Consider the following 25,662-nt stretch of genomic DNA (forward strand, 5'->3'; position numbering starts at 1 on the left):
GTCAGCCGCACGACGCCGGGTTCGGCGCCGGGTCCCTCCCTGCGGCCCCGTCCTCGATCTCCCCGATGGCCATGACCTTGGGGGCGGACGGCGACTCCGGGTCGAACCGGTAGCCGAGCCACTCGCGCGTCAGCCGGCGGGCCAGCTCGATGCCCACGACCCGCTGGCCGAAGCAGAGCACCTGGGCGTCGTTGGAGAGCACCGCGCGCTCGACCGAGAAGGAGTCGTGCGCCGTCACCGCGCGCACGCCGGGCACCTTGTTGGCCGCGATCGCCACCCCGAGGCCCGTGCCGCAGACGAGCAGTGCCCGGTCCGCCTCGCCGGCACCGACCAGTCGGGCCGCCGCGGCGCCGACGTAGGGGTAGGCCGTGTGCTCGTCGCTGCCGACGCCGACGTCGACCACCGAGGCGACCCGTTCGTCCGCCTCCAGGTCCCGCTTCAGGATCTCCTTGTACTCGTACCCGGCGTCGTCGCAGCCGATCACCAGTCGCAGGCCGTCCACCATCAGGATTCCACCTTCGAGGTCGTGGGCGTGGGGATGCCGACCTCGGCACCCGCCGCGCCCAGCAGGAGGGCGAGGGAGGTCGCCCCCGGGTCCGGGACGCCCAGGCTCTTGTCCCCGAGCACCCGCGCGCGGCCCCTTCGGGCCGCGATGTTCTCGGTCGACGCGGCGCCCTCGCGGGCGGCCTCGACCGTGGCGCGCCAGGTGTCGGCGGGTCCGGCGCCCGCGCCGACGGCCGCGGTGAGCGCCTCGACGGCCGGGTGCAGCGCGTCCACCATCGTCTTGTCGCCGACGCGCGCGCCGCCGACCTCCTGCACCTGGTCCCGGGCGGCGGTGATCCCCGCCACGAGGTGGCCGAGGGTGACGGGGGCGTCCGCCGGGAGCTCGTCGGCCAGCGCGAGCAGGCCCACGCCCCACAGCGCCCCCGACGTCCCGGCGCCCTTGTCCGCCCACGCGTCGGCCGCGCGGCGCAGCACGGACGGCGCGTCGCCCCCGGCCGCGAGGGCGGCGTCGGCCGCTCCGACGGCGGCGTCGATGCCGCGGCACATGCCCCGGCCGTGGTCGCCGTCCGCCGCCACCGCGTCGAGGTCGCCGAGCATCCGCTCGGCGTCGTGGAGCGCGCCCTGGGCCCGGCGCAGGATGCCCGCCACCGTGCCCGCGGCGGCGATCCCCTCCGGCGAGGTGGCGCGCACCAGCTCGGTCTCCGGTTCGGTGGTGAGCGCCACCGGCACCGGGGCCTGCGCGGGGCGCCAGCCGCCGTGGTGGAACCCGGGGGTGTCCGCCGGGGCGAGCCAGAGGCGTTCGAGCTCGTCGTCGAGCCAGGTGACGGTCAGCGAGCAGCCGGCCATGTCCAGGCTGGTCACGTACTCGCCCACCAGCGGTGCGACGATCGTGACCCCACGCTCCACGAGCAGGTCGTGCACGCTGTCCCACAGGACGAACAGCTCCTCGTACTTGACCTCGCCGAGGCCGTTGAGCAGCACCGCGGCCCGCCCGTCCGCGTCGGCGGGTCGTTCGGCGAGCACCCGGTCGACGAGCTCGGCGGCGAGCGCCGCCGCCGTCGGCCGCGCCTCCTCCCCGACGCCGGGCTCGCCGTGGATGCCGAGCCCCCAGCCGGCCGTCCCCGGCTCCAGGCTGAACAGCGGGTGGTCGTGGCCCGGCAGCGTGCAGCCGTCGAACGCCACCCCGAAGGACTGCGTGCGCTCGTTGCCGCGAGCGGCGAGGCGGTTCACCTCCACGAGGTCGGCACCTTCCTCGGCGGCGGCCCCGGCGAGCTTGAAGACGACGAGGTCGCCGGCCACGCCCCGTCGCTCGTGGGCCCGGTCCGCGGGGGCGGACGCGACGTCGTCGGTCACCAGGAGGATGGTGACGTCGGTGCCCTGGGCCCGCAGGCGGCTCGCCGCGGCGCCGAAGTTGAGCACGTCGCCCGCATAGTTGCCGAAGGTGACGAACACGCCGGCGCCGGCGTCGGCGGCCCGGCACACGTCGAGCACCTGGCGGGTGGACGGCGACGTGAAGATGTCGCCGCACACGGCGGCGTCGGCCAGGCCGTCGCCGACCAGCCCGGCGAAGGCCGGGTAGTGGCCCGATCCCCCGCCGACGACGACGGCGACCTTGCCGGGGCGGGTGCCCTCGGCGCGGGCGATCCCGCCGGGGACCTGGCGGAGCCGGCCGGGGTGGGCCTTGACGAGGCCGCGGAGGGCCTCGGGGACGAAGTCTTCCGGTCTGTTGTGGACGTAGGTCATCTCACCTGCACCTTTGCTCGGGGACCTGGTTGCTGCTGACGAGGGTCACCGCCCGGCGCCCCGGAGCACGTCACGGATGTACTCGCGGTTGATGGCGGCGACGCCGAGGCTGTCCGACCCGTAGTGCTCGCACACGAAGACACCTTCGAACCCCAGGTCGAGGGCGCGGCGGAGCACGGCGCGGTAGTTGACGACGCCCTGGACGAGCGGCGTCGGGTGCGTGGCGTACGAGCCCGTCGTCGGGTCCTCGTCGCGCGTGTAGTTCTTGATGTGCCAGAAGTTGGTCAGCGGCAGCACCTTCTCGAACATCGTGGGGATGTCCTCGATGGGCCGGTGCAGGCGCACCAGGTTGCCGAGATCGGGGTTGATGCCGACGTTGTCCCGGTCGACGTCGTGCACGAACCGCACCGCGAGGTCCGGGGTGCCGATGTAGGTGTCCTCGTACATCTCCAGGCTCACCTGGACCCCGAGGTCGCGGGCGTGGTCCGCCAGCTCGCGGATGCGGCGCACGGCGAGGTCGTAGGCGTCCTTGTCGTCGAGGTCGTCGTGGTGCCCCTCGGCCAGCCAGAACCACAGGGCCTTCTCCTGGGCGGGCTTCAGCGCCTGCATGAAGCCGAAGTTGACGACCTCGGCCCCGAGCTCCGGGGCGCGGTCGATGATCGTGTGGCCGAAGCGCAGGTAGTCCTCGCCCCGCCCGGCGTCGATGACGCTGCGGCGGGTGGTGGACACGGACGGGACCGACAGGCCCGTCTCCTTCAGCACGGTGAGCAGCTCGGCGAACCGGGTGTCGCTCAGCTCGCCGATCGACAGCCAGGCGTCGGTCGGGTCGACGTGCGCGAAGCCCAGGTCGGCGACCTGCTGCAGCTGGTCGCGCCAGGACTCGGCCGGGGCGTCGACGTTGGGGGTGCCGTCCGCCGTCGTCGACCCGAAGGACAGCATGTTGGCTGCGATGGGCCAGTTCTCGGCTGTGCGCATGTGTGATCTCCGTCGATCTGCGATGCCGCGCGGCATCGTGGTTCGGCCGCCGGGCGGATCGCCCGGCGGGTGGTGCAGGTGTGCCGGGGCACGGCCGGCAGCAGCCCGGCCCCGCGGGTGGTTCAGCCCCGCGGGTCCCGGAGCAGCTCGGCCCGGGGCGCGGCGGTCGAGTCCCGGACGACGAACGTGGTGGCGATCTCGATGTGGTGGGAGTCGACGGGCCTGCCCTCGTGCAGCTGCTGCACGGTGTGCAGGGCCCGGCGGCCGATCTCCTCCAGCGGCTGCCGGACGGCGGTCAGCGGTGGGTTGGCCCACGACGCGAGCGGTGTGTCGTCGTAGGCCACGAGGCTGACGTCGTCCGGGACCCGCAGACGGGCGCGCCGGGCCGCCTCCAGCACCCCCATCGCCTGCGCGTCGCTGCCCGCGAAGACCGCGGTGGGCGGGTCCGGGCGCTGGAACCACCGCTCCGCGACCTGGACGGCCTGGTCGTGGTCGAAGCGGATCGGACGGACCAGGTCGGGTTCGACCTCCACGCCCTGCTGCCGGCAGTACGTGATGAAGCCGTCCAGGCGCGCGACGGCGCTGAGGGACTCCGCCGGTCCGGCCACCACCGCGATGTGCCGGTGCCCGAGCCGGACCAGGTGCTCCGCCGCGCTCCGCCCGCCGAGCCAGTTCGTGGACCCCACGGAGACCACGCCCTCCTCGGTGACGTCGAGCGGGTCGATCACCACGAGCGGGACGCGGGCCCGGGCGAGGCTCGCGTAGACGTCCGGACCGAGCCCGGAGGTCAGCACGATCGCACCCACCCGCTCGGCGGCGGCGAGCCGCTGGGCCCAGGCGGCGCTCGACTCCGGCACCCCGTTCGCGGACCTGCGGCGCACCCGCCCGACGACGACCTCCAGCCCCAGCTCCTCGGCCGCGAGCACCACGCCGCGCAGGATCTGCGACGCGTAGGTGGTGTCCAGGGTGTCGACCATGAGCTCGACGGTGTGCGCCGTGGTGGTCCGGGACGGCCCCCGGTACCCGAGCGCGGTGATCGCCGTCTCGACCCGTTCCCGGGTGTCCTCGGCGACGTCCGGTCGCCCGTTCACGACCTTCGAGGCCGTGGCGGTGGACACCCCCGCGTGCGCGGCCACGGCCGAGAGGTTGGGACGTGCCGGCCCGGTCTTCTTCGTCAAGGCTGCCTCCTCGTTCCGACCGTTTTATCGCCTGTCTCCGAAAAGTACAAGATGCCCTGCCCGCGCACCGGCTCCGGGCGAGCAGGGAATCCGGCCCACTTTTCCCGGAAATCCGGGCCTGCCGCAGGGCGGGACGGGGTCGACGCTCCGAAAGTTTTCGAACCGCCGGCCCGCCCCGCACCGCCCCGCACCGCTCTAGCCGCGCGCCGGGGCGATCGACAGCACCGACCACGCCGGCAGCTCGAGGTCGAGGTCGAGCACCCCGTCCCCGGACACCGTGACGGTCGTGCTCCGCAGCGCGTCGGCGTTGTCCCGGAGCTCCGCCGTCTGCTCGCGGGTGAGGTTGAGCGGCTCCCCCATCCGGTGCCACGCCTCGGCCACGTTGCCGTGGTCCCAGTCGATCGACTCGACCGTGAACACGGCACCGGGCGTAAGCCCCTCGACGGTGTGCCGGACCCGCCGGACGGGACCCCGCTCCGCCAGGACGCGGGTGGCCGCGTAGGTGAGCTCGGACCCGACCCCCCGGCGGCCCATGTCGTCGGGGTAGTTGAAGAACACGGCGGAGACCTCGCGCGTCGCCGAGTCCTGCGTGATCGTCCCGTACGGCAGGGCGGCGAGGACCGTGTCGCCGAGCCGGGACAGCATCTCGAAGGCGTGGAACGTCGGCTTGTGCAGGCCCTGCTCGTTGACCGCCCCGAACCCGCCGTGGAAGGGACCGATGCCCGCGCCGCCCTCCTCGAACACGTCGGTGAACGTCCAGTACGAGACCGAGTCCGCGAGCGCCGCGCACCGCAGGTAGGCGCGCGTGATGTAGGTGGCGGCGAACAGGGTGTCGTGGATCGCGTCGCGGCTGGACGGCGAGCTCGACCACTCGGTGATGTGCAGCTCGGCGTCGGGGAACGGGCTGCCGGCGATGAGCTTGCGGAGGGCGACCAGGTCGTCGTACGTCGCGTCCACGTGGCGGCGGATGTGGCGCATCTCCCCGTTGGCCCCGAAGGCCACGTCCGTCGGGTAGAGGTGGGTGGACAGGAAGTCGACGGGTACGTCGCGCGCGGCGCACCAGTCGATGAGCTCCTCGATCCAGACGGGCCGCCAGTCGAGGGCGTCGACGTCCTCCGCCTCGGCCGTCGCGTGCTCGACGGAGCGGTCCTCCCACTCGCCCCGGTAGCGGTCGTCGGGCACGAAGACGCTCGTGGACGGTCCGCCGACCTTGAGCTCGTGGTCGATCCGCTTGATCGCCAGGGCCGTGGCCTCGTAGAGCTCGAAGTACTGGGTCCGCGTCCCGGTCCAGAAGTGGGGCACGAGGTTGGGTTCGTTCCACACCTCGAACCGCCACTGCCGGACCTCGTCGAGGCCGTACCGCTCGATCCAGTGCGTCACGGTCGCGGTGACCAGCTCGACCCACCGCGCCATGTCCTTGGGCGGGCTGCAGTGCGCCTTCCACCAGAACAGCGTCTCGGTCTCGGTGGCCAGCTCGCGCGGCATGAAGCCGAGCTCGACGAACGGGCGCGCGCCGGTCTCCAGGATGAAGTCGAACACCTTGTCGACGTAGCTGAACGTGTGCACGGGGGTGTCGAGCGGGACGGGCGGCCCGAACCCGCCGCCGTCGTCGGCGCGGTAGACGAACATGTCGTCGTGGAACAGCCCGTGGAAGCGCACGAACCGCGCCCCCAGCCGCGTGACCGCCTCGCGGAAGTGGGCCTGCCAGTCGGCGCGCAGCGCCTCGTTGGCCCGTCCGGCGCCGACGCACTCGTTCCAGATGTGCCGCAGCGGGACGGCGGTGGTCGCCTCGCCGTCGATCGTCAGGCCGGGGGTCGTGTGGGTGTCCAAGGTTCTCCTTCTGTCTTTCGCTTTACGTGGGGGCCTGACGGCGTCAGCCCTTGACGGCGCCGAGGCTCAGGCCGGACTGCCAGAAGCGCTGCAGCGAGATGAACGCGATGATCAGCGGGATGATCGTGAGCAGCGACGACGTGACGACGAGGTTCTGCAGCAGCTCGCCGTTCCCGGCGGTGGAGGCCAGCTTGTTCCACTGGTTGATGCCGACGGTCAGCGGGTACCAGTCGGGGTCCTTGAGCATGATCAGCGGCAGGAAGTAGTTGTTCCAGATCGACACGAACGAGAACAGCAGCACGGTCACGGTCGCCGGGACGAGCATGGGCAGCGCGATCTGCCAGAAGGTGCGGAACTCCCCCGCGCCGTCGATCTTCGCGGCCTCCAGCAGCCCCGTGGGGACGGCCTCCGTGGCGAACACCCACATGAGGTACAGCCCGAACGGGTTGAGGAACGACGGGATCAGCACCGCCCACGGCGTGTTCGTGAGGCCGAGCTGGGCGAACAGCAGGAACTGCGGGATGGCCAGGGCGATGCCCGGGACCGAGATGGCGCCGAGCACCACGAACAGGAAGACCCGTTTGCCGGTGAACTCCAGCTTGGCGAGGGCGTACCCGCCGAGCGCGGCGAGGAACGTCGAGACGACCGCCCCGACGACCACGTACAGCACCGTGTTGAGCAGCCAGCGCGTGAAGATGCCGCCGTCGTAGGTGAAGACCTCGACGATGTTGTCGAACAGCGCGAAGTGCCGGCCGAACGAGAAGCCGAAGCTGGAGACGAAGTCGGCCTGGGACTTGGTGGAGTTGATCGTGAGCCAGATCAGCGGCACCAGGCAGTAGAGGGTGAACAGCCCCGTCAGGAAGGTCAGCGTGCCGCTCTTGCGGGGGTTGGCGAGGGTGTGCAGGCGCCCGCGGCGCGGGACACCGGCAGTGGTGGTCGTCATGAGGGGTCTCCGGCTGCTACTGGTCGAGGGCATGGCGCATGCCCCGGATCTGGACCGCGTACGCGATGGCGATGGTGAACGCGGCCATGACGAGGGCGAGAGCGGCCGCGTAGCCCTGCTGCGAGCCCGTGAACGCGAGGTTGAACGCGTACAGGTTGGGCGTGTAGTAGGTGGTGATGCCGCTGTTGGCCACCATCGACGGGAGGATCTGGGGCTCGTTGAAGATCTGGAACGTCCCGATGATCGAGAAGATGACGGTGATCACGAGCGAACCGCGCAACGCGGGCAGCTTGATCGCCCGGATCTTCCGGAACTCCCCCGCGCCGTCGATCGCCGCCGCCTCGTACAGCTCCTGCGGCACGGCCTTCAGGACGCTGTCGAAGATCAGCATGTTGTACCCGGTGAAGGCCCAGGTGACCATGATCCCGATCGAGATCAGCGTCGTGCTCGGCCGGAACGGGTCGATGTCGGTGCCGAGCCAGCCGTTGATGCTCCCGAAGAGCCCGTAGCGGACGCCGAGCATGAAGCCCCACATCAGGGTGGAGACGATGGCCGGCACGGCGTAGGGCAGGAAGATGGCCACCCGCATGAACCGCATGCCGCGCAGCCGCATCGAGTCCATGGCGAGCGCCAGCACCAGGGCCAGCACGAGCATGATCGGCACCTGGATCAGCGTGAACCAGACGACGCGGGAGACGCCGTCCCAGAACTGGGCGTCGCCGAACAGCTTGGTGTAGTTGGCCAGGCCGACGAACGACGATCCGCCCACCATCCGGTCCTGGAAGAGGCTGAGGTACGCGGCGTAGGTGATCGGCACGATGAACACCAGGGCGAACAGGATGCCGAAGGGCGCCACGAACGCCCAGCCGATCTGTCGTGTGCGTCGCCGCCGGTACTGCTGCGGCTCCCCGCCGGGCAGGGGCATGCTCGACGCCGCAGGGCGTGTCAAGCGCTCCGTCGCGCTCATAACTGGTCCTTTCTCGTGTGTGGGTCAGGTCGTCCGGCGGGGGGGGCCACCCCTCCCCCCCCCCCACCCACCCCCCCCCCCCGCGCAGGTCAGGGGGTGCGGACGTAGTCGGCGAGGTGCTGGCCCGTCAGGGTCGGCTCGCCCGCCTCGGCCCGGGCCACCAGGTCGGCGGGCGTGCCCTCGAAGACGACCCGGCCGCCGTCGTGCCCCGCGCCGGGACCCAGGTCGATGATCCAGTCGGCGTGCGCCATGACGGCCTGGTGGTGCTCGATGACCACGACCGACTTGCCCGACGCGACCAGGCGGTCCAGCAGGGCCAGGAGGTTCTCGACGTCGGCCAGGTGCAGGCCCGCCGTGGGCTCGTCCAGCACGTAGACGCCGCCGTCCTCGCCCAGGAACGTCGCGAGCTTGAGGCGCTGGCGCTCGCCGCCGGACAGCGTGGTCAGGGGCTGCCCGATCTTCAGGTAGCCCAGCCCGACGTCGGCCAGGCGCTGCAGGATCTTGTGCGCCGCCGGCACCCGGGCGGAACCGGACCCGAAGAACTCCTCGGCCTCCGCGACCGACATCGCCAGCACCTCGGCGATGTTCTTGCCGCCGTCGGCCCCGCCGTCCTTCCCACCCTCGCCCGAGCCGCCCAGCTTGTACTCCAGCACCGCCGCCTGGAACCGCTTGCCCTCGCACTCCTCGCACGTGGTGGCCACGGTGTCCATGAAGCCGAGCTGGGTGTAGACCACGCCGGCGCCGTTGCAGGTGGGGCACGCGCCCTCGGAGTTGGCGCTGAACAGCGCGGGCTTGACGCCGTTGGCCTTGGCGAACGCCTTGCGGACCGGCTCCAGCAGTCCGGTGTAGGTCGCGGGGTTGGAGCGGCTGGAGCCCTTGATCGCGGACTGGTCCACCACGACGACGCCGTCGCGTCCCGCGAGGCTGCCGTGGATCAGGGAGCTCTTGCCCGACCCCGCGACGCCCGTGACGACGCACAGCACGCCCGTCGGCACGTCGACGTCGACGTCGCGCAGGTTGTGGGTGCTCGCGCCGCGGATCTCCAGGGCGCCCGTGGCCGCGCGCGGGGACTCCTTCAGGGAGGCCCGGTCCGCCAGGTGCCGCCCGGTCAGCGTGCCGCTGGAGCGCAGCTCCTCGACGGTGCCCTCGAAGCACACGGTGCCGCCGTCGCTGCCCGCGCCGGGACCGAGGTCGACGACGTGGTCGGCGATCGCGATCGTCTCCGGCTTGTGCTCCACGACCAGCACGGTGTTGCCCTTGTCCCGCAGCTGGAGCAGCAGGCCGTTCATCCGCTGGATGTCGTGCGGGTGCAGGCCGATCGTGGGCTCGTCGAACACGTAGGTGATGTCCGTGAGCGCCGAGCCGAGGTGGCTGATCAGCTTGGTGCGCTGCGCCTCGCCGCCGGACAGCGTGCCCGAGGGCCGGTCCAGCGACAGGTAGCCCAGCCCGATCTCGACGAACTTGTCCAGCAGGTGCTGCAGGTTGGCCAGCAGCGGCGCGACGGACGGCTCGTCCAGGCCGCGCACCCAGTCGGCCAGGTCGCCGATCTGCATGGCGCACGCGTCGGCAATGTTGACGCCCTTGATCTTCGACGCGAGGGCAGCCTGCGCCAGGCGCGTGCCGCCGCAGTCGGGGCAGGTGATGAAGGTGACCGCCCGGTCCACGAAGGCGCGCAGGTGCGGCTGCAGGGCGTCGCGGTCCTTGGTGAGCATCGAGCGCCGCACCTGCGGGACCAGGCCCTCGTACGTCAGGTTGGCGCCGCCGATCTTGCGCTTGGTCGCGTCCCGGTACAGGAAGTCGTGCCGCTCGGTCTCGTTGTAGTCGCGGATCGGCTTGTCGCCGTCGAGATACCCCGACTCCGTGAAGAACCGCACCGACCAGCCGCCCGCCTTGTACCCGGGCACCGTGATGGCGCCCTCGTTGAGCGACTTGTCCTCGTCGACGAGCTCGCTCAGGTCGATGTCCGAGACCGTGCCCCGGCCCTCGCAGCGTGGGCACATCCCGCCGTGGTACGTCGCCTCGCGCACGATCTGCTTCTCGCCCGTGGACGACGTCATCACGCCGCTGGCGGTACGGGCCGGGATGTTGAACGAGTACGCGACCGCCGGGCCGGCCGACGGCGTGCCCAGGCGGCTGAACAGCAGGCGCAGCAGCGCGTTGGTGTCGGTCACGGTGCCGAGCGTGGAGCGCGGGTTGGCGCCCAGCCGCTCCTGCCCGACGACGATCGCGGTGGTCAGTCCCTCCAGCAGGTCGACGTCGGGCCGCGACAGCGACGGCATCATGCCCTGCACGAACGCGCTGTACGTCTCGTTGATCATCCGCTGCGACTCCGCGGCGATGGTCGCGAACACCAGCGAGCTCTTGCCCGAGCCCGAGACGCCGGTGAACACCGTCAGCCGGCGCTTCGGGATCTCCAGGTCGACGTCCTTGAGGTTGTTCTCCCGCGCGCCGTGCACCCGGATCAGGTCGTGGGTGTCCGCCGGGTGGACCCCGGACGACGGTGCGTCCGTGCCGGCAACGGTGTCGGCGGTCGTGCGGGCGGGAGTGGTGCTGGTGGTGGTGCTCGCCGTGTTCATGCTCGGCCTTCCGTGGCAGTGGTACCTGAGGCGGACACCAGCGCGGGCCGGGGTCCCTCGGACGGTCGGGTGTCGGTCAGTTCGGAGTGAGTGAGCGCGGTGTCAGTGAGCGCGGTGTGAGTCGGCTCGGTGGGAATCAGCGCGGTGTCGGGGCGGTGGGTCTCGGCCGCCCGGAGGTAGGCCGCCAGTCCGGGGACGCACACAGTGCGTCGCTCAGAGCTGCTTGATGCGGACGGTGTTGCCCGCCGGGTCGCGGAACGCGCAGTCGCGGAACCCGTACGGCTGGTCGACCGGCTCCTGCATGACCTCGGCGCCGCTGGCCTGCACCTGCTCGAACGCCGCGTCGAGGTCGGTGGCGCCCAGGATGACGGCGGCGTAGGTGCCCTTGGCCATCATCTCGGCGACCGTGCGGCGCTCGTCCTCGGTGACACCCGGGTCGGCCCCCGGCGGCGTCAGCACGATCGAGGTGTCCGGCTGGTCCGCCGGTCCGACCGTGATCCAGCGCATGGCGCCCTGCCCGACGTCGAGAAAGACCTCGAAACCCAGCGCGTCCCGGTAGAACGCCAGGGACGCCTCCGGGTCGGTGTGCGGCAGGAACGTCTGGTGGATCGTCAGGCCCGTGCTCTTGCTCGTCTGTGTGCTCATGACGATCACGCTAGGTCCGGACCCGGGGGTTGCGCTTCTCGATTCCTGACGGGCCTGGTCACCTGCTTGGCGATGCACGCCGGCAGACCCGCCGTGTCGACCTGCGCGCCCGCCAGCACCGGGTCGGCGCGGTACACGCTCGGCGGCACCCCGACCAGCTCGGTGAACCGCGTGCTGAAGGTGCCCAGCGACGAGCAGCCCACCGCGAAGCAGACCTCGGTCACGCTCAGGTCGCCCCGGCGCAGGAGCATCATGGCGCGCTCGATCCGCCGGGTCATCAGGTAGCTGTACGGCGACTCCCCGTAGGCGGCCTTGAACTGGCGCGACAGGTGCCCTGCCGACATGTGCACCCCGGCCGCGAGCGCTGCGACGTCCAGGGGCTGGGTGTACTCGCGGTCCATGCGGTCGCGCACGCGGCGCAGGAGCGCGAGGGTGCGCAGGTGCTCGGGGTCGGCAGCGTTGCTCGTCACGCAGGCGATGCTGCCATGCCGTGCCGCCCTGCTCGCGGCCGACAGCGCTCTTCCCGGCGTGTCAGTGGGTGAATGTACGTTGACGAGATGCTTCCGCCGGCGCGAGACCTGTCGCAACAGGATGTGTTGGATGTGTTGGCCGCGGCCCTCGAGAAGTTCGACGTGCGCCTGTCTGGTGGTGCATCGCCCGTCGACGCCCGCTCGGGTGCGGGCATCCATCGGGTGGTGCTGACCGGTGGCGGGCTGGCGTACCTGAAGGTCACGGCGGCCGACGTCGGTCGCTCCCGCGCCGAGGCGGAGCGGGAGCTGAGGTTCTACCGCAGCGTGGCACCTGCCGCGCCCGTGCGCACGCCTGCGCTGCTGGACGCGCTGGTCGTCGACGAGGGCGTCGCGCTGCTGCTGGAGGACGCCGGCGAACCGCTGGACGTCGCTGCCTGGTCCCGGGACAGGTGGCGGGTGCTCGGCCGTGACCTGGCCCGGCTGCACGGCATGGCCCTGCCGGCGGGCGACTGGGGACGCCGCGACGACCTGCTGTCGGCGCTCGCGGTCCCGGATCTCGGTCAGGTCGTCGAGTTCTGGTCGCCGCATCTTCCGCGGCTCGATGACCTGCTCGACTCCCGGAGCGGGCTGCGTGACCGGCTCCGGACGGTGTCGCCGGTCTTCGTCCACGGTGACTGTCACACGGCGAACGTCGTGCACCGCACGGCCGGCGGGCAGGACGCTCTGGTGTTCTGCGACTGGCAGGCGTCCGGCGTCGGGCGGGCGACGTCGGACCTCGCGCTGCTCAGTGTCCGGGCGACCCCGTCGGGTATCGGTGTCCCGGCCGCCCTCGTGGAGGAATACCTGGCGCAGTGTGCGCGAACGGGCGCCCCGCGGGACCCCGCCGAGCTCAGGAGGGACCTGGCGCTGGAGGAGCTCGCGATCCTGGTCTTCCAGTGGCCGCCGTACGCGGCCTACAACGGTCCGGACGGTATCGACCGGATCCGTCGGCGGGCCCGGTATCTCGCCGCCCGGTACTTCGGAGAGCGTGTCAGCGGCTGAAGAACTGGAGGTAGTTGGTGTCGCCCCAGCCGTTGTCGGCGCCGTCGGCCTGGAAGTTGACGGCGACCGGGCCGCGGGCGTTGACGGCGACCTCGGGCGTCGTGCCGTAGCCGTAGGAACTGACGACGACGTCGTTGAGCGGGGTGCTGGTGCGGTCCAGCGTGACCAGCCGCAGCGTGCTCCGAGGGCAGCCGCCGCGCGCGACGACACCGAACGCGACGTAGGAGCGTCCAGCGGGTGCGATACCGACGCCGATGTTGACGAGCTCCCGGCACAGGAGGGGAACGCCTGCCGCGTAGCTCTTGGCCCACAGGGTGGTGGTGGACCCCCAGCCCTCGCCGGCGGAGGTCTGCGCGAAGTGGCGGGTGCGGACCGAGAGGTAGCGACCGTTCCGGTAGGGCCACACCACGCGGGTGTCGGTGGTGCCCGCGGCGAGCTGGGCGTCCTGCCCCACGGCGAACGCGTAGGCGGGGGTGGAGGTGGTGGTCTGCTGACGCCAGAGCTTGTCGCCCGCGGTGATCGTCTCGCGGCCCTGGCCGTCGGTCACGATGCGGGGCGCCCCGCCGGCCGGCGAGACGGTGCCGAGGGTCTGCGGTGCGGTCCAGGTGGTGGCACCAGGGCGGAGCACGGTGCGCCGCACAGCTTGGGTGGTGGCGCCGGTGGCCTCGGCCCAGACGACCGTCACCTTGCCGGCGTCGTTGATGGTCGCGGCGAAGTACCCGTTGTCGGGCACACCGGTGACCGGCAGGGTCGTCCAGGTCGCGCCCCGCGGGTGGAGGCCCGCCATGAGGCCGTCGGGAGCACGCCAGACGACGACGGCGTCACCGTCGGCGTTGGTGACGAAACTGGTGGCGTAGTCGAGCTCGCCGATCGTCTCCGGCGCGGCCCATTGTCCGCCGACGAACTCGCGGGACACCAGGAACGAGTCGGGCCCGGAGGAGACGGCGATCCCGTAGGCACCGGAACCGGCACGGACGCTGCCGCCGTACCCGGGGATCTCGGTCGGGGCGGGCCAGGTCCCGTTGTACGTCGAGCTCAGGCTGATCACCTCGGAACCCTCGCCCGGCACGGGGTGCGCGACGGTGTGCACCCGACCGGACTGGGAGACCGCCGCCGACCAGGCGCCACCGCTGCGCTGCGTGGGCCAGCCGGGGGCGGGGTCGCCAGGTGCGGCGTACGCCGGCAGGGGTGTCGCCGCCAGCACCAGAGCTGCTGCCAGGGCGCCCACGATTCGTCGTCGCATCCGGGCTCGCCTTCCTCGGGGCATCGTCGTCCTGCCGGCGGTCTTCCGTGCGGTGCTCCCTGCGGTTTCCCAGCCGAGGTTAGCCCGGGCCGCTCCCGTACGGGACGGCGGGACCGGGTGAACTCGGCGGGGTTCCCCGCGTGGACCGCGGCCGGGGCAACCGCAGGAACACCACACCAGCTCCGTGGGAACACCGCAGGTAGGAGCGTCCGATCGGGAACAAATCGGGCCTCGCCGCACGTTATGGAAGCAGCAATGAGCAACTGTCCGATGTCTGTGACCCAGGGCTCTCCCCAACCCTTGACGTGCGTCGGCGCACCCCAAATTCCCTGGCTCGACATCCCGGTCCGCGAACCCGGTACAGCACCCTCTCAGGGCGCTCCCGGTGATCCTGGATCGGCTCGCGCGATGCTGCTCACCCGGCCCCCTACGTATGGAGGACCACGTGACAACACCCGCCCCACTCCTGCGTCCTGTCCCCGACTCCCCCGACCCCGCGGACGGCGCTCGCGGCCACGCCCCGGAACCCGTTCCTGACCGCGCTGTCGACCGTCCCGCCGCCGGCCCCGCCGGCCCCCTGATGATCGTCGTGGGCGGTGTCCCGGGCGCCGGCAAGAGCACCTTGCTGGCCAACGTCGCCGCCGACGTCCCCCGCGCGGTGGTGCTCGACCCCGACCGCTACCGGCGTCGGATCGCCGCCCGCCTGCCGTCCTGGGTGCCGTACGGCGCCTACCGCTGGGTGGCGCACACCCTGCACGCCGTAGCGACCGTGCTGTACCTCCTGGCCGGGCCCCGTTCCGGCCGGCCCCTGCTGGTGCACGACACCGCCACCCGCGAGCGCCGTCGGGAGCTGCTGGGCCTGCTGGCGCGGCTGTGCGGGTGGGACCCGGTGCTGGTGGCCGTGGACGTGTCGCTGGCGGAAGCGTTGGACGGGCAGCTGGACCGGGGCCGTGTGGTGCAGCCGGACGAGTTCGTGCGGCACTGGGAGCGGTGGACGGCGCAGCGTTCGCTGCTCGCGGCGGCGGCCGGCGGGCCGCGGGGCCCGTGGTCGGCGGTGCACCTGATGGAGCGGTGCGACGCGTTCGGGCAGGTGCGGGACCTGGTGCGGCGGCGTTCGGTCGTGGTGGCGGCGAGCCGCCCGGAGCCGGCGCCGGCCGCTGCCCGGGGCGCCAACCCCTGCGCGGCCTAGCTCATCTCAGTGCTCACATCCCGGTGAGCAGGGCCTCCCGGAGGCTGTCCGGCAGGTCGGGCGGGACGTCGGGCGGCACGGCGAGGGCGTGCAGGGCGCGGCTGAAGTAGTTCCGGGCGGCCGCGGCCAGCACGACGTCGACGATCTGGCGGTCGGTGAGCCCGAGGTCCCGCAGCCGCCGGGTGTCCTGCTCGGTCAGTGCGGTCGAGTCGCGGCTGATGCGCTCGGCGAGCTCCATGGCGGTGACCTCGAGCTCGCTGAGCCCGGCGGCGTGGTAGTCGAGGGCGATGCGTTCGAGCTGGGCGTCGTCGAACACGGTGCGGGACTTGCGCCCGTGGGCGAGGCGGCAGGCCTGCGACCGCAGGGCGCCCGCGGCGGCGAGGGTGACCAGCTCGTACAGGCGCAGGCCGATGCTCTGCGCGATCGCGCGGGTCAGGTCCTCGAACGCGCGCTGCGCCTGCGGGTTGACGGCCATGACCCGCGTGTGGCTGGGCACGTAGCCGAGCTCGCGGAGGTCCCCGGCGTACCCCTCGGCCCAGGCGCCGGTGGCCTCGGCGGGCTCGGGCGTCCTGATGATGGTCATGTTCGAGCGTCCCACCGTCGTCGTCGGCCCGACAGCGGGTGGGCGGGTGAGATCGTCACCCGCCCACCGGACTCGCCCACCGGACTCGCCCACCGCACCCGGGTCACCGCACCCGGGTCACCGCCAGCCGAGCGCCGGCGCCACGTGCTTGACGATGTTCTCGATGACGTGCGCGTTGTAGTCGACGCCGAGCTGGTTGGGCACGGTCAGCAGCAGCGTGTCGGCGGCCGCGACCGCCTCGTCCTCGCGCAGGTCCTCGACCAGCGCGTCGGGCTCGCCCGCGTACGTCTTGCCGAACCGGGCGGGCCCGGTGTCGAGGTGGCCCACCTGGTCCTCGCTGTAGACCTCCATGCCGAAGTACTGGCGGTCACGCTCGTCGGTGATCGGGAAGATGCTGCGGCTGACGGACACCCGCGGCTCGTGCTCGTGCCCCGCCTCCGCCCAGGCGTCGCGGAACCGCTGGATCTGCTCGGCCTGCAGCCGGTGGAACGGCACACCGGTGTCCTCGGTCAGCAGCGTGGACGACATGAGGTTCATGCCCTGGGCCGCCGTCCACTCGGCCGTCGCGCGGGAGCCGGCGCCCCACCAGATGCGTTGCCGCAGCCCGTCGGAGTGCGGCTCGACCCGCAGCAGGCCCGGCGGGTTGGGGAACATGGGGCGCGGGTTCGGCTCGGCGAAGCCCTCGCCGTCGAGCAGCTCCAGGAACCGGGCCGTGTGCTCCCGGGCCAGGTCCGCGCCGCCGGCGTCCTTCGGGGCCGGCTCGTACCCGAAGTGCCGGTAGCCCTCGATGACCTGCTCGGGTGACCCACGGCTGATGCCGAGCTGGAGCCGCCCGCCGGAGATCAGGTCCGCCGAACCGGCGTCCTCCGCCATGTACAGCGGGTTCTCGTAGCGCATGTCGATCACGCCCGTACCGATCTCGATGCGGCTGGTGCGCGCCCCGATCGCCGCCAGCAGCGGGAACGGCGAGGCGAGCTGCCGCGCGAAGTGGTGCACCCGGAAGTAGGCGCCGTCGGCACCCAGCTCCTCGGCGGCCACGGCCAGGTCGATCGACTGCAGCAGCGCGTCCGACGCCGAGCGGGTGCCCGACTGCGGATGCGGTGTCCAGTGACCGAAGGACAGGAACCCGATGTTCTTCACGCTGACCTCAACTCCCTCGGGGCACGTGCCCCGTCCCGGACCTGACGAACGTTCCCGAACTGTTATCGGTGCGGGGGCATCGTTTCGGGCTCCTGGAACGTATCTATCAGTGTGAGCAACAACGACGCCTTCCTCGACCGCACCACCTCCGCGCAGCCCGACCACTTCTACGGTCGCACCCAGCCGGAGACCGTGCGCTGGTGGATCCCCCTGGTGGCCTCCACCGGCGCGTTGCTCGTCCTCGTCCTGGGCACCGCCGCTGTCGTCAGCGGCATCGTGAACTCGACGATCGGCGGCATCGGCTGACCCGTCCCCCGGGACGCTCGGCACCGAGGCCCTGTCGCACGGCGTGCACCGCCGTCCGACAGGGCCTCAGGTATGTCCGGAAGGTATGTCCGGAACCGTGGCCCGGAAGGGCCTCAGACCTGCTTGCGCACCGCGTCCGCCACGGCCTCCGCGACCCGGTGGTCGAACACGCCCGGGATGATGTAGGCGCTGTTTAGCTCGTCGGGCGCGACCACCTCGGCGATCGCCACGGCCGCCACGCGCAGCAGCTCCGTGGTGATGTCCGTGGCGCCCGTGTCCAGCAGGCCCCGGAACAGGCCCGGGAACGCCAGCACGTTGTTGATCTGGTTCGGGTAGTCGCTGCGCCCCGTGGCCACCACCGCCGCGGACTCGGCCGCCTCCAGCGGGTCCACCTCCGGGGTCGGGTTGGCCAGCGCGAACACGATCGCGTCCTCGGCCATCTGCGCCACGTCCGCACCGGACAGGATCCCGCCCGCCGAGACCCCGACGAACACGTCGGCGCCCTTGAGGCCCTCCTGCAGCGTGCCCGAGAAGCCGTCGACGTTGGTGTTGTCCACCAGCCAGCGCCGGTGCGGGTCGTCCGTGACCACACCCGGGTGCAGCGCGCCGTCCCGGCCGAACGCGACGATGTGCCGCGCGCCCTGCGCCTTGAGCAGCCGGATGATCGCGTTGCCCGCCGCGCCGACGCCCGAGACCACGATCCGCACGTCCGCCAGGTCCTTGCCGACGACCTTCAGGGCGTTGACCAGCGCGGCCAGCACCACGATCGCCGTGCCGTGCTGGTCGTCGTGGAACACCGGGATGTCCAGCTCCTCCCGCAGCCGCGCCTCGATCTCGAAGCAGCGCGGCGCCGCGATGTCCTCCAGGTTCACGCCCCCGTAGACGGGTGCGATCGCCTTGACGATCCGCACGATCTCGTCCGTGTCGGTCGTGTCCAGGCACACCGGCCAGGCGTCCACCCCGCCGAACTCCTTGAACAGCGCCGCCTTGCCCTCCATGACGGGCAGCGCCGCGGCCGGGCCGATGTCGCCCAGGCCCAGCACCGCCGTGCCGTCCGTGACCACGGCCACCGTGTTGCGCTTGATCGTCAGCCGGCGCGCGTCCTCCGGGTTGTCCGCGATCGCCAGGCACACGCGCGCCACGCCCGGCGTGTACGCGCGCGACAGGTCGCGGCGCGTCTTGAGCGGCACCTTGTTCGTGACCTCGATCTTGCCGCCCAGGTGCATCAGGAACGTCGAGTCGCTCGACTTGAGTACCTCCGCGCCCTCGACGGCGTTGACGGCCGCCACGACCCGCTCGCCGTGCTCCGCGTCGATCGTGTCGCACGTGACGTCCACGACCAAGCCGTGCGACGTCGAGTGCGCGATGTCCACACCCATGACCGCCGCCCCGGCGTCGGCTACCGCCGCTACCACCGTGCTCGTGGCGCGCTGCGAGGCGGCCACCTCCACGCGCAGGGTGATCGTGTAGCTCGGGCTGGGCAGCGACATCGTTGTTCTCCTCGGTCCTCCGGCCCTCGTCGGCCGGCAAGCGGCGCACGGGCGTGCGCGCACCTGGAGATTCCTACCGTCCGAACGTGACGTGCGCCACACGAGCCCGGCATACGGACGGCGTACCCGCGAGCGGTACGCAGGAACGGGGCGTGCAGGATAGGAGCGTGAACGTCTCCCCCGACTCCCCCGCGCGCGACGACGTGCTGCTCCTGCTCGACGAGCACCTCGCCGACATGTTCGCCACCTCCCCGGCCGAGAGCGTGCACGCCCTGGACCACACGGCGCTGCTCGCCCCGACGATCACCTTCTGGACCGCCCGCGACGACGACGGCACCCTGCTGGGGTGCGGTGCGCTCAAGGAGCTGGACGGCGGCTCCGCCGGACCGGACGGCACGTCCGCCGAGATCAAGTCCATGCGCACCGCCGGCCACGCCCGCGGCCGCGGCGTCGCCTCGGCGCTGCTCGGCGCCGTCCTGGCCGAGGCCACGCGGCGCGGGTACGAGCGCGTGAGCCTGGAGACCGGCGCGGAGGACTACTTCGCGGCCGCCCGCCGCCTGTACGCCCGGCACGGGTTCGTCGAGTGCGGGCCGTTCGGGAGCTACGTCCTGGACCCGAACAGCGTGTTCATGACGCTGGAGCTGCCCGCTGCCGAGTTGCCGGCTACCAAGCTGCCGGCTACCGAGCTGCCCGCTGCCGAGCCGGCTACCGCAGACGTTCCCGCAGGTTCGTGATGCGCGCCTCGTCCAGCCCGGCGTACCGCAGGTAGGCGACCGGGTCCAGGTCCGCCAGCCACTCCAGCAGGGCCGCACGGCGCTCGCCGACACGCTCGTCGAGCTGGCGGGCCGTCCAGGTCTCGCCGCGGTGCTGCACCCAGGCGCCGCGTTCGACGTCGTAGGCCACGCCGCCGCCGCGGTGCGTGGTGCCCCGGAACGCGCGCTCGTAGTCCCGCGCGATCGCCTCGTGCTCCACGCCGGTCAGCGACAGCAGCAGGGCGGTGATCATCCCGGTGCGGTCGCGGCCGGCCGCACAGTGCACCAGCACGGGCCCAGGAGCGTCCGCGACCACCCGGAAGACCCCGCCGAACAGGTGCGGGTACATCGCGATGTTCGGCGCGTAGGAGCGCGGGTGGTCGAGCCAGGGGCCGCAGGTCTCCAGGAAGTGCGGGTCGCCCGGGTCCTCGGTCGGGGTGTGGTGCGTGACGACCTCCCAGGGCCGCACGGCGTCGGGCATCAGGTCGCGCGCCTGCTTGACCTCGGCGGGGTTGCGCAGGTCGACGACGGTCGTGAGCCCGGCGTCGACGGCCTCCGCCCACCCGGTCGGTGTCATGGGTTCGGGAGCGCCCGAACGCCAGACGCGCCCCGCGGCGGTGGTCCCGCCGTCCTCCAGCGGCAGGCCACCAAGATCGCGGAGGTTGACGGCGCCGTCCCAGACCTGGAGGTTCACCGGGTTGCTCATGTGCGGCATCGTGGTTGGGGGCCCACGGGCAGGTCAACGGGTAGAACTGCCCGTGGACAGCAGGACCTGGTCAGGCGTCCAGGTCGAGCGTCCGACTCAGGCGTCCGCCGGGTCGGCGAGGTCGACGACGACGAGCGCGTAGTTGTCGGGAGCGCCCGCCGCCTCCACGGCGTCGGCGATCTCCTGCGCGACGGCGTCGGGGTCGCCCTCGCGCGTCAGGAGGGCCGCGAGGTGGTCGGTCGCCAGGACCGCGTGCACGCCGTCGCCGGTCAGGACGAGCCGGTCCCCGGGCCGGACCTCGGTCGTGGCCAGGTCAGGCCCGGCGTCGGAGTGCCCGCCGGTCCCGGCCGGGACGAGGGCCCGGTTCAGGAGGCTGCGGTCCTCGTGGGAGCGCGCCTCGTCCTCGGTGAGCCGGCCCTCCTCGATCAGCGCCGCGACGACGGTGTGGTCCCGGGTGAGCTGCTCGGCCCGGCCGTCCCGTACGAGCCAGAGCCGCGAGTCGCCGACGTGGGCGCTGAACAGCGTCGAGCCGACCAGGAGCGCCGCGGTCACCGTGGAGCCGAAGTGGTACGGGTCGGCCAGGCCGGCGGCCTCGGCCGTGATCGCCCGGCCGGCCTCGCCGGTCGCGGCCAGGAGCGCGGCGGCGGGGTCGCCGTCCGTCGCCGACCAGGGGTCGTCCGCCGGGGAGTCGACCGCTGCGAAGGCCTCGACGGCCAGAGCTGCGGGCACGGGGCTGCCGTGCGGCCCGAACCCGTCGGCGACGACGAACAGGCAACCGCCCGCGTGGAGCGCGTCCTGCTGGGCGGCGCGGGCGCCCTGGCCGAGCCGCCAGGCGCTGCGGGCCGTGAGCGTGGGGCCTGAGATCTGCATGATGGTCTCCTTCGTGCGCAGGTGTTCGACGACGGAGGCGACGATGTCGCGGCGGGAGGCCGTGTCGGCCTCGACCTGACGCCAGTACGTCCGCACCTGGTCGGCCGCGACGCCCGCCGGCGCGGAGGCGACCTCGCGGATGCGGGCCAGGGGCATGCCGATCAGGCGCAGCCGCGCGACCAGACAGGCGCGGTCGAGCTGGGCGGGCGCGTACCAGCGGTACCCGGTCAGCGGGTCCACGCGGTCCGGCCGGAGCAGGTCGAGCTCGTCGTACAGGCGCAACGCCTTCGGCGTCAGGCCGGACGTCCGGGCGAACTCGCCGATGCTCAGGTGCTCCATGTCGCCGCCCACGTCGTCATCCTCGTCCCCGGCGGGGGTCGCCGGTGCTCAGGAGACTGGTGGTTCCCCCAGGGTGAAGGTCAAGGGGGTCGAGGTGCCGTTGCGTATAAGCAACAAGACGCGCCAACGGAGGCCAAGTGGTCCCAACTCTGCGAGCCTTGGAAGCGTTCAGTTCCAGCTCCGAGGAGTCATCGATGGCCGTCCCCACCCTGACCGCGACCCATCATCGCGCGGTCGCGACCCTGCTCAGCGCGCCCCGGCTCGCCCCGTACCTGCGAGCGTGCGGCGGCAACGTGCGTGCGGCGCTCACGCTGTACCAGTGGAACGTCGAGATGTCCTCGGCGGTCTACAAGATGCTGCACCTGGTCGAGGTCTTCCTTCGCAACGCGATCGACGCGAGGTTGCGCCTGTGGAACGCGACCCAGGTCGATCCGACATCGGGCCGAGCCCACGGCCAGGAGTGGTTGATCGATCCGTCACGCCTGATCGAGCGGATCGTGCGTCGCGACGAGATCGACAAGGCGACCCGGCGGGCCAGGCTTGCCGTCAAGGACTCGGCCGCCAGCCAACGTGCGGTGACGCATGACGACGTCCTCGCCCAGCTGACGTTCGGCACCTGGCGCTTTCTGCTCCCCGGCCGTGACCCCGGGCGGCAGCTGCTGTGGCAGGAGGCGATCTGCCAGGCGTTTCCCGGCCTGCGCCGGCCCGTACGGGAACTGGTCCGCGACGTCGATCGTCTGCACCGCCTGCGCAACCGCGTCGCACACCTGGAGCCGCTGCTCGTCGTCGCCGTCGTCATCCTGCAGCTGAAGGCCGCCCGCCGGGTGCTCCGGGAGATCGAGCCGTCGGCGGAGATGTGGCTGGTGTCCCATCAGCACGTCTCGACCGTCGCCGCCCAGCAGCCGGCACTTGTCCCAGAAATGCCTGACGGCCCCCTCAGTGAGAACTGAAAGGGCCGCGGCCGAACTATTAACCAGGAGACCTGCCCTGGCTTGCACCACAAGAGTAGATCACCCACATCATCCACGCCACCGCTGACGGCCCGGCCCGGCCCGGCTCGGACCGGGGCAGGGCGGCGGCCCCTCACACCCGCCGCGGTACCGGCACCCGGTCCAGGTCGGCCGCGACCGTGAGCTCGCCGTCGAACACCTGGCGGGCCTCCTTCTCGAACTCGCCCGGGTCGGTGTACCGCTGCGAGAAGTGGGTCAGCACCAGGCTCCGGACCCCGCACCGCGCGGCCACCGTCGCCGCCTCCAGGGCCGTCAGGTGCCCGTGGTCGTTCGCGAGGCGCCGGTCCCGGTCGAGGTAGGTCGACTCGATGACGAGCAGGTCCACGCCGTCGGCCAGGTCGCCCACGGCGTCGCACATCCGGGTGTCCATGACGAACGCGAACGACTGGCCGGGCCGCGGCTCGCTGACGTCCTCCAGCCGGACCACGCCCCGCTCGGTCCGCAGCGTGCCCTCCTGGGCGAGGCGCCCGACGTCGGGCCCCGCGATGCCTTCGGCCGCCAGGCGCTCCGGGACCATGCGGCGGCCGTCCGGCTCGTCGAGCCGGTACCCGTAGGCCTCCAGCGAGTGGTCCAGCCGTGCTGCGCGCAGCACCGCGGGTCCGTGCAGCTCCCCCGGCACGCGCGGCACGACGCCGTCCCGGCTCAACCCCTGCAGCGCCAGACGCTCCTGGTGGTAGTAGGCGGTGGCGTCGCACAGGTTCTCGATCCAGCGGCGGCCCGACGTCGGGAACGTCACCGGCACCGTCTGCGGCACCGCGTCCAGGCTGATGCGCTGCACCACGCCGGCCAGGCCGAGGCTGTGGTCGCCGTGCAGGTGCGTGATCGCGATCCGGGTCAGCGCCGTCGCGGAGATCCCCGCGTGCAGCATCTGACGCTGCGACCCCTCGCCCGGGTCGAACAGGATGACCTCGTCGTCCCAGAACAGCACGTAGCCGTTGTGGTTGCGGGTCCTGGTGGGCACCTGGCTCGCGGTGCCGAGCGCGACGAGCTCGCGGCTCGAGACGCGGTGGTGGGCTGGACGCTGGAACACGCTCGCATTGTGTCCCGGCGGGCGGCCGTCGGCACGGGAAAATCTCCCGATAACGACTAGGTCCTTAACTTTCCAAAGATCACCCGCAGCCGGGCAAGACGTTCAGCGGGTCGCAGCCGTAGCGCGCCTGGGCCAGCACCAGCACCGCCCAGCCGAAGCCCGCCAGCATGGTCGCGCCCACCAGGATGTTCAGCACCGGGTAGGCCCCGCCCTGGATCGCCGGGGTCAGCGCGAGGCCTGCTCCGGCAAGCAGGCAACCCAGTGCCACAATGGTGATTGGGCTGGTCAGAGCATCCGAAGCCGAGAGCTGCAACCACCCGAACCGATCACCCAGCAGTGTCAGAGCGACGTACGGAAGAGCGAACGCGAGCGCCGCGATGGCGCGCCAGTCCATGATCGAAAGCTTCGCCAGCATCATGACCTCCCCTTTTGCCCTGCCCGAGACGGTGGCCAAACACCCACCGCAAGTGTTAATAATCGGGGGGCGGTCCGCTATCTTTGGTAGTGATTTTCACAGAATCCGACATATTCGTACGATCTCCACTTTCAGGACTCTCGCGCAGATGGCACCCTGTGGCGCGTCGTAGCGCCAACGGCGGCACGGCTGTCGAGAAAGGACGCGCATGGCGAGGGACGAACGCGTGGGCAAGCCCGCGTACGCAGCGGTGTCGACCCGGATCACCGGGATCCAGCTTGCTGGGGCACGCCTGCGAGAGATAGCCGTCGTGCGCGTCGACGAGCGCGGCGGGGTGGTCGACGAGTGGTCGGCCGTGCTGCACCCCGACGGCGCGTGGATCGCGCTGGCCGACGTCGCCGCCACCCTGCGCGAGCGCCTGTCGCAGATGGCGATCGTCACGCACAACGGCCGGCTCGGCATCGAGGTGCTGCGCAACGAGCTGTCCCACCTGGGCTGGGAGCTGCCCACGCTCGCCCAGCTCACGATCATCGACGCGAGCTACCACTACCTGCCCGGCCTGGTGCACCGCCGGCTGTCGGACTGCTGCACCGCCGCAGGGGTCCCGTACGAGGGCGGCCTGCCGAACTCCAGCCCGCTCAGCGAGGCGCGGGCCGTGGCCGGGCTGCTGGCCCGCTTCGTGCAGAGCGCCACCGGCCTGCCGGACCTGCCGGAGCTGCTGCAGGTCACCCTGCGCGCGTGGGTGTACCCGTGGCCGGAGGGGCCCACGCGAACCGCCGACGCCCCACGGCCGTGGCCCGGCCGGCGTGGTCCGGGCGTGCTGACGACGCTCGGTGGCCAGCCGCTGGCCGACGCGATCGCCGCCGTCGCCGACGTGCGGACCAACGGTTACCTGTCGCTCCTCGCGGAGACCCTCCAGGACGGGCGGCTGACGGCGGAGACCGCCGCGGGGCTGGCCGAGGCCGAGCCGCTGTACCGGCTGACGCCCGAGGCGGCCGCCGCCGCCCGCAAGGCGTTCTTCGACGCCCTGGTGCGTCAGGCGATCGAGGCCGACCGCTACCACCTGGAGGCCCGTCAGGAGCTGTGGCGGGTCGCCGACACGATCGGCTGCGCCCGGGACTCGGTGATCGAGCCGATCGTCGAGGCGACGCCGGTGGACTTCCCCAAGCTGGTGGACGATTCGGGGTCGAAGAAGCCCACCGACGGCCGCGGTCGGGCGACCCCCGCGCAGATGCGTGCCTGGGCCATCGCCAACGGGTTCGACGTCGAGGGCTACATCCGTCTGCCCTGGTCGATCGTGCGGGCTTTCGAGGAGGCGCACGCCGCGCCGGTGGACCGCACGATGCGCCAGACGGTCCGCGAGGAGCCGGCGGCGAACGAGCGCACCTCGCGCCAGGACTCCCGCCAGGACTCGCGGTCCGCGCTCGGGCCGGAGCTGCGGCCCATCCTGATGCCGGCTCCCCGGACCGATGCCCGTGCCGACTCCCGGCCGCCGCTCGGCCCGGACCCGGACGAGGGCGTGCCCCAGCTCGACTTCGACCGGCTGGAGACGCCGCCGATCGGCAACCCGCTGGTGTGACGGGTCAGATCTGACAGGTCGGGCCCCGGGCAAGCCGCCGGGGAAATACCCGTGTTCGCCTATCGTTGCCGGGGGCTTTACGGCTTGGGTTGCGGGATTCGGTGTCCCGGAGTCCGTCCTGGGTTTGGGAATTGTCAT

24 protein-coding genes are annotated in these 25,662 nt (G+C 72.1%); 6 read left to right on the forward strand and 18 right to left on the reverse strand.

From position 1 onward, the window contains the following. Window position 1: 1 nt before the first annotated feature. The 10 genes from ACFV9Q_RS06195 to ACFV9Q_RS06240 all read right to left on the reverse strand — a co-directional run bounded on the left by ACFV9Q_RS06195 (window position 2) and on the right by ACFV9Q_RS06240 (window position 11,831). Window positions 2-505: a ribose-5-phosphate isomerase gene (locus tag ACFV9Q_RS06195; protein ID WP_377233641.1), complete on the reverse strand. Its 504-nt coding sequence runs from the start codon at window positions 503-505 to the stop codon at window positions 2-4. Continuing rightward, on the reverse strand, window positions 505-2,247 hold the full coding sequence (locus ACFV9Q_RS06200) for a dihydroxyacetone kinase family protein (RefSeq protein WP_377233642.1): 1,743 nt from the start codon (window positions 2,245-2,247) through the stop codon (window positions 505-507). The genes ACFV9Q_RS06195 and ACFV9Q_RS06200 overlap by 1 nt, the downstream gene beginning before the upstream one ends. A 45-nt stretch (window positions 2,248-2,292) precedes the next feature. Then, window positions 2,293-3,222 (reverse strand): sugar phosphate isomerase/epimerase family protein, encoded by a 930-nt coding sequence (locus ACFV9Q_RS06205; protein ID WP_377233643.1) that lies wholly within the window; start codon window positions 3,220-3,222, stop codon window positions 2,293-2,295. 122 nt (window positions 3,223-3,344) lie between these two features. Then, window positions 3,345-4,400: a LacI family DNA-binding transcriptional regulator gene (locus ACFV9Q_RS06210; RefSeq protein WP_377233644.1), complete on the reverse strand. Its 1,056-nt coding sequence runs from the start codon at window positions 4,398-4,400 to the stop codon at window positions 3,345-3,347. 195 nt (window positions 4,401-4,595) lie between these two features. Beyond that, window positions 4,596-6,230 (reverse strand): beta-xylosidase, encoded by a 1,635-nt coding sequence (locus tag ACFV9Q_RS06215; RefSeq protein ID WP_377233645.1) that lies wholly within the window; start codon window positions 6,228-6,230, stop codon window positions 4,596-4,598. A gap of 43 nt (window positions 6,231-6,273) precedes the next feature. Beyond that, the gene (locus ACFV9Q_RS06220; protein WP_377233646.1) at window positions 6,274-7,173 is read right to left on the reverse strand and encodes a carbohydrate ABC transporter permease; all 900 of its coding nucleotides are present in this window, start codon (window positions 7,171-7,173) and stop codon (window positions 6,274-6,276) included. 16 nt (window positions 7,174-7,189) lie between these two features. Then, complete coding sequence (locus tag ACFV9Q_RS06225) at window positions 7,190-8,140, reverse strand: carbohydrate ABC transporter permease (protein ID WP_377231103.1); 951 nt, start codon at window positions 8,138-8,140, stop codon at window positions 7,190-7,192. A gap of 89 nt (window positions 8,141-8,229) precedes the next feature. Further along, window positions 8,230-10,716, reverse strand: a complete 2,487-nt coding sequence (locus ACFV9Q_RS06230) for an ATP-binding cassette domain-containing protein (protein ID WP_377233647.1) — start codon at window positions 10,714-10,716, stop codon at window positions 8,230-8,232. Between the two features lie 213 nt (window positions 10,717-10,929). Next, complete coding sequence (locus tag ACFV9Q_RS06235) at window positions 10,930-11,361, reverse strand: VOC family protein (protein ID WP_377233648.1); 432 nt, start codon at window positions 11,359-11,361, stop codon at window positions 10,930-10,932. A gap of 5 nt (window positions 11,362-11,366) precedes the next feature. Beyond that, window positions 11,367-11,831: a helix-turn-helix transcriptional regulator gene (locus tag ACFV9Q_RS06240; protein WP_377231275.1), complete on the reverse strand. Its 465-nt coding sequence runs from the start codon at window positions 11,829-11,831 to the stop codon at window positions 11,367-11,369. 135 nt (window positions 11,832-11,966) lie between these two features. Here ACFV9Q_RS06240 and ACFV9Q_RS06245 point away from each other — a divergent pair, with 135 nt between their 5' ends. After that, the gene (locus ACFV9Q_RS06245) at window positions 11,967-12,872 is read left to right on the forward strand and encodes an aminoglycoside phosphotransferase family protein (protein ID WP_377233649.1); all 906 of its coding nucleotides are present in this window, start codon (window positions 11,967-11,969) and stop codon (window positions 12,870-12,872) included. On the opposite strand, the gene ACFV9Q_RS06250 is transcribed toward ACFV9Q_RS06245, so the two are convergent. Then, window positions 12,862-14,115 (reverse strand): hypothetical protein, encoded by a 1,254-nt coding sequence (locus ACFV9Q_RS06250; RefSeq protein ID WP_377233650.1) that lies wholly within the window; start codon window positions 14,113-14,115, stop codon window positions 12,862-12,864. The genes ACFV9Q_RS06245 and ACFV9Q_RS06250 overlap by 11 nt on opposite strands. Window positions 14,116-14,560: 445 nt before the next feature. Here ACFV9Q_RS06250 and ACFV9Q_RS06255 point away from each other — a divergent pair, with 445 nt between their 5' ends. After that, window positions 14,561-15,304, forward strand: a complete 744-nt coding sequence (locus tag ACFV9Q_RS06255; RefSeq protein WP_377233651.1) for an AAA family ATPase — start codon at window positions 14,561-14,563, stop codon at window positions 15,302-15,304. Window positions 15,305-15,317: 13 nt separating this feature from the next. On the opposite strand, the gene ACFV9Q_RS06260 is transcribed toward ACFV9Q_RS06255, so the two are convergent. After that, window positions 15,318-15,887: a carboxymuconolactone decarboxylase family protein gene (locus ACFV9Q_RS06260; protein WP_377233652.1), complete on the reverse strand. Its 570-nt coding sequence runs from the start codon at window positions 15,885-15,887 to the stop codon at window positions 15,318-15,320. A gap of 117 nt (window positions 15,888-16,004) precedes the next feature. After that, window positions 16,005-17,027, reverse strand: coding sequence for an LLM class flavin-dependent oxidoreductase (locus ACFV9Q_RS06265; RefSeq protein WP_377231551.1), 1,023 nt, complete (start codon window positions 17,025-17,027; stop codon window positions 16,005-16,007). Window positions 17,028-17,138: 111 nt separating this feature from the next. On the opposite strand from ACFV9Q_RS06265, the gene ACFV9Q_RS06270 reads away from it, so the two are divergent. After that, complete coding sequence (locus ACFV9Q_RS06270) at window positions 17,139-17,333, forward strand: hypothetical protein (RefSeq protein WP_377231552.1); 195 nt, start codon at window positions 17,139-17,141, stop codon at window positions 17,331-17,333. A 113-nt stretch (window positions 17,334-17,446) separates the two neighbouring features. On the opposite strand, the gene ACFV9Q_RS06275 is transcribed toward ACFV9Q_RS06270, so the two are convergent. Further along, complete coding sequence (locus ACFV9Q_RS06275; RefSeq protein WP_377233653.1) at window positions 17,447-18,823, reverse strand: NAD-dependent malic enzyme; 1,377 nt, start codon at window positions 18,821-18,823, stop codon at window positions 17,447-17,449. A 167-nt stretch (window positions 18,824-18,990) separates the two neighbouring features. Between ACFV9Q_RS06275 and ACFV9Q_RS06280 the strand changes: the two genes are divergently transcribed. Next, the gene (locus tag ACFV9Q_RS06280; protein WP_377233654.1) at window positions 18,991-19,557 is read left to right on the forward strand and encodes a GNAT family N-acetyltransferase; all 567 of its coding nucleotides are present in this window, start codon (window positions 18,991-18,993) and stop codon (window positions 19,555-19,557) included. On the opposite strand, the gene ACFV9Q_RS06285 is transcribed toward ACFV9Q_RS06280, so the two are convergent. Both ACFV9Q_RS06285 and ACFV9Q_RS06290 read right to left on the reverse strand, forming a co-directional pair. Next, the gene (locus tag ACFV9Q_RS06285) at window positions 19,529-20,281 is read right to left on the reverse strand and encodes a tyrosine-protein phosphatase (RefSeq protein WP_377233655.1); all 753 of its coding nucleotides are present in this window, start codon (window positions 20,279-20,281) and stop codon (window positions 19,529-19,531) included. The two genes, ACFV9Q_RS06280 and ACFV9Q_RS06285, sit on opposite strands and share 29 nt — an antisense overlap. A 96-nt stretch (window positions 20,282-20,377) precedes the next feature. Continuing rightward, the gene (locus ACFV9Q_RS06290; protein WP_377233656.1) at window positions 20,378-21,502 is read right to left on the reverse strand and encodes a MerR family transcriptional regulator; all 1,125 of its coding nucleotides are present in this window, start codon (window positions 21,500-21,502) and stop codon (window positions 20,378-20,380) included. A 182-nt stretch (window positions 21,503-21,684) separates the two neighbouring features. Between ACFV9Q_RS06290 and ACFV9Q_RS06295 the strand changes: the two genes are divergently transcribed. Beyond that, window positions 21,685-22,440: a hypothetical protein gene (locus ACFV9Q_RS06295; RefSeq protein WP_377233657.1), complete on the forward strand. Its 756-nt coding sequence runs from the start codon at window positions 21,685-21,687 to the stop codon at window positions 22,438-22,440. A 133-nt stretch (window positions 22,441-22,573) separates the two neighbouring features. Here the strand turns inward: ACFV9Q_RS06295 and ACFV9Q_RS06300 are convergent, their stop codons facing one another. Together ACFV9Q_RS06300 and ACFV9Q_RS06305 are read right to left on the reverse strand one after the other, a co-directional pair. After that, entirely contained in the window at window positions 22,574-23,530 is a 957-nt protein-coding gene (locus ACFV9Q_RS06300; protein WP_377233658.1) for a ribonuclease Z, read from the reverse strand. 79 nt (window positions 23,531-23,609) lie between these two features. Beyond that, complete coding sequence (locus ACFV9Q_RS06305; RefSeq protein WP_377233659.1) at window positions 23,610-23,948, reverse strand: hypothetical protein; 339 nt, start codon at window positions 23,946-23,948, stop codon at window positions 23,610-23,612. 205 nt (window positions 23,949-24,153) lie between these two features. On the opposite strand from ACFV9Q_RS06305, the gene ACFV9Q_RS06310 reads away from it, so the two are divergent. Beyond that, window positions 24,154-25,524 carry a hypothetical protein gene (locus tag ACFV9Q_RS06310; protein ID WP_377233660.1) on the forward strand — a complete coding sequence of 457 codons (1,371 nt, stop codon included), beginning with the start codon at window positions 24,154-24,156 and terminating at the stop codon, window positions 25,522-25,524. The last annotated feature ends 138 nt before the right edge of the window (window positions 25,525-25,662 follow it).

It is taken from the genome of Promicromonospora sp. NPDC059942, assembly GCF_042731755.1.
Lineage (GTDB): Bacteria > Actinomycetota > Actinomycetes > Actinomycetales > Cellulomonadaceae > Promicromonospora.

Bases quoted from the DNA above. Each gene is read 5' to 3' on its own strand.
- ACFV9Q_RS06195 (WP_377233641.1), bottom strand. From the start codon at position 505: ATGGTGGACGGCCTGCGACTGGTGATCGGCTGCGACGACGCCGGGTAC.
- ACFV9Q_RS06200 (WP_377233642.1), bottom strand. From the start codon at position 2,247: ATGACCTACGTCCACAACAGACCGGAAGACTTCGTCCCCGAGGCCCTC.
- ACFV9Q_RS06205 (WP_377233643.1), bottom strand. From the start codon at position 3,222: ATGCGCACAGCCGAGAACTGGCCCATCGCAGCCAACATGCTGTCCTTC.
- ACFV9Q_RS06220 (WP_377233646.1), bottom strand. From the start codon at position 7,173: ATGACGACCACCACTGCCGGTGTCCCGCGCCGCGGGCGCCTGCACACC.
- ACFV9Q_RS06225 (WP_377231103.1), bottom strand. From the start codon at position 8,140: ATGAGCGCGACGGAGCGCTTGACACGCCCTGCGGCGTCGAGCATGCCC.
- ACFV9Q_RS06230 (WP_377233647.1), bottom strand. From the start codon at position 10,716: ATGAACACGGCGAGCACCACCACCAGCACCACTCCCGCCCGCACGACC.
- ACFV9Q_RS06235 (WP_377233648.1), bottom strand. From the start codon at position 11,361: ATGAGCACACAGACGAGCAAGAGCACGGGCCTGACGATCCACCAGACG.
- ACFV9Q_RS06250 (WP_377233650.1), bottom strand. From the start codon at position 14,115: ATGCGACGACGAATCGTGGGCGCCCTGGCAGCAGCTCTGGTGCTGGCG.
- ACFV9Q_RS06260 (WP_377233652.1), bottom strand. From the start codon at position 15,887: ATGACCATCATCAGGACGCCCGAGCCCGCCGAGGCCACCGGCGCCTGG.
- ACFV9Q_RS06275 (WP_377233653.1), bottom strand. From the start codon at position 18,823: ATGTCGCTGCCCAGCCCGAGCTACACGATCACCCTGCGCGTGGAGGTG.
- ACFV9Q_RS06285 (WP_377233655.1), bottom strand. From the start codon at position 20,281: ATGAGCAACCCGGTGAACCTCCAGGTCTGGGACGGCGCCGTCAACCTC.
- ACFV9Q_RS06295 (WP_377233657.1), top strand. From the start codon at position 21,685: ATGGCCGTCCCCACCCTGACCGCGACCCATCATCGCGCGGTCGCGACC.
- ACFV9Q_RS06305 (WP_377233659.1), bottom strand. From the start codon at position 23,948: ATGATGCTGGCGAAGCTTTCGATCATGGACTGGCGCGCCATCGCGGCG.
- ACFV9Q_RS06310 (WP_377233660.1), top strand. From the start codon at position 24,154: ATGGCGAGGGACGAACGCGTGGGCAAGCCCGCGTACGCAGCGGTGTCG.